The organism is Stenotrophomonas sp. PS02298 (assembly GCF_029959445.1).
Lineage (GTDB): Bacteria > Pseudomonadota > Gammaproteobacteria > Xanthomonadales > Xanthomonadaceae > Stenotrophomonas.
In genome coordinates, this window is record NZ_JASCOR010000288.1 from 1 (window position 1) to 2,485 (window position 2,485).

Below are 2,485 nucleotides of genomic sequence, written 5' to 3' on the forward strand. Positions count from 1 at the left end.
GCCGAGCCATGCTCGGCTGGGGCTCTACCGGTAAGGCCCCGGCCGAGCATGGCTCGGCACTACAGCCTGGGGTTCGCTTGGAAAGCCCCTGCCGAGCATGGCTCGGCACTACAAAAGCCCCGTACCGAGCATGGTTCGGCACTATAGCTGCGCCTTTGGCGCGCTTACATGTTGCGGCGGTACTCGCCGCCCACGTCGTACAGGGCGTGACTGATCTGGCCGAGACTGTGGGTCTTCACCGCTTCGATCAGCGCTTCGAACACGTTGCTGCGGTCACGCGCGGTCTTCTGCAGATAGCCCAGACCGTGGCCGTCGTGCGCTTCGCCATCCGCCACTGCGCCTTCGACCTCATGCGAATGCGAGGTCTCGCCTGCCGGTGCCAAGGCGTTGCGATTGCGCTGCCAGGTGTGCACGTTCTCGATCTGCTGGCCCTTCTCTTCCTCGGTCGAACGGATCAGTTCGATCTCGGTCGCCACTTCGCCGGCATGCTCCTTGGGCAGGAACATGTTGACGCCGACCAGCGGCAGGCTGCCGTCGTGCTTCTTGTGCTCGTAGTACAGCGACTCTTCCTGGATCTTGCCGCGCTGGTACATCGTATCCATCGCACCAAGCACGCCGCCGCGCTCACTGATCGCCTCGAACTCCTTGTAAACCGCCTCCTCGACGATATCGGTCAACTTGTCGACGATGAAGCTGCCCTGCCACGGGTTCTCGCAGAAGTTCAGCCCCAGCTCCTTGTTGATGATCATCTGGATCGCCACCGCGCGGCGCACGCTCTCCTCGGTCGGCGTGGTGATCGCCTCGTCATAGGCGTTGGTGTGCAGGCTGTTGCAGTTGTCGAACAGCGCGTACAAAGCCTGCAGCGTGGTGCGGATATCGTTGAACTGGATTTCCTGCGCGTGCAGCGAACGGCCCGAGGTCTGGATGTGGTACTTCATCATCTGCGAGCGCTCGTTGGCACCGTAGCGCTCACGCATTGCACGGGCCCAGATGCGGCGAGCCACGCGGCCGATCACCGTGTACTCCGGGTCCATGCCGTTGGAGAAGAAGAACGACAGGTTGGGCGCGAAGTCGTCGATCTTCATGCCACGCGCCAGGTAGTACTCGACGATGGTGAAGCCATTGGACAGGGTGAAGGCCAACTGGCTGATCGGGTTCGCACCGGCCTCGGCGATGTGATAACCGGAGATCGACACCGAATAGAAGTTGCGCACCTTGTGGTCGACGAAGTACTGCTGGATATCACCCATCATCCGCAGCGCGAACTCGGTGGAGAAGATGCAGGTGTTCTGCGCCTGGTCTTCCTTGAGGATATCGGCCTGCACGGTACCGCGCACCGTGGACAGAGTCTCGGCCTTGATCCGCGCATAGGTCTCTGCGTCCACCAGCTGGTCGCCGGTGACGCCCAGCAGTGCCAGGCCCAGGCCACTATTGGTCGGCGGCAGGTCGCCGTGGTATTGCGGGCGTGAGCGGCCTTCGAAGAGCTTGGCGATCTTCTCTTCCGCCTCGGCCCAGCGCGCGGGATCTTCCTGCAGATACTTCTCGATCTGCTGATCGACAGCGGTATTCATGAACATCGCCAGGATCATCGGTGCCGGGCCATTGATGGTCATCGACACCGAGGTGGTCGGCGCGCACAGGTCGAAGCCGGAGTACAGCTTCTTCATGTCGTCCAGCGTGGGGATGTTGACGCCGGAATTACCGATCTTGCCGTAGATATCCGGGCGCGGCGCCGGGTCTTCGCCATACAGGGTGACGCTGTCGAAGGCGGTGGACAGACGCGCGGCCGGCTGGCCAACGCTCAGGTAGTGGAAGCGACGGTTGGTGCGCTCGGGCGTACCTTCACCGGCAAACATGCGGATCGGATCTTCGCCGCTGCGGCGGTACGGGTAGACCCCGCCGGTATAAGGGTAGGAGCCGGGCAGGTTTTCCTTCTGCAGGAACACCAGCAGCTCGCCCCAGCTACGGTAGGTGGGCGCGGCGATCTTGGGGATTTGCTGATGGCTGAGCGATTCGCGGTAGTTCTCGACGCGGATGGTCTTGCCGCGCACCTGGTACTCGTTGACCGGGTCGGTGATCGATTTCAGCCGTGCCGGCCACTCGCGCAGCAGGCGCAACGCATCGGAGTCCAGCGACTGCACTGCATCGTTGTAACGCTGGCGCAAGGTACGGATGCTGTTGTCGACACCCGCGTCAGTGAGTGCGTCGCCTGCGTACAGGTCCAAGGCACCCGGCTGCGCTGCATCCCCCAGCTCCTTCAGCGCCTGCCAAAGGCTCTGTGCACGCTCGGCCACTTCTGCCTGCGATTCGATGCGGGCGTTGATACTGCGGCCCTGCTCGGCGATCTCGGCGAGGTAACGCACGCGACTGCCCGGGATCAGCACCGTCGCGCGGGGCTCCTTGAGGGTCGTGTCGATGTTGGGGACAAGGTTGAAGCCGGGATCAAAACCGGGGTCAGAGTCCGGTTTTGCATGCAAAACCGGAC

At 62.8% G+C, this 2,485-nt stretch carries 1 protein-coding gene; it reads right to left on the reverse strand.

Annotated elements, in window-relative coordinates:
* Positions 1 to 164: 164 nt before the first annotated feature.
* Positions 165 to 2,485: methylmalonyl-CoA mutase family protein (locus QMX78_RS21125; protein WP_282273365.1), on the reverse strand; the 2,321-nt coding region annotated here is incomplete at its 5' end.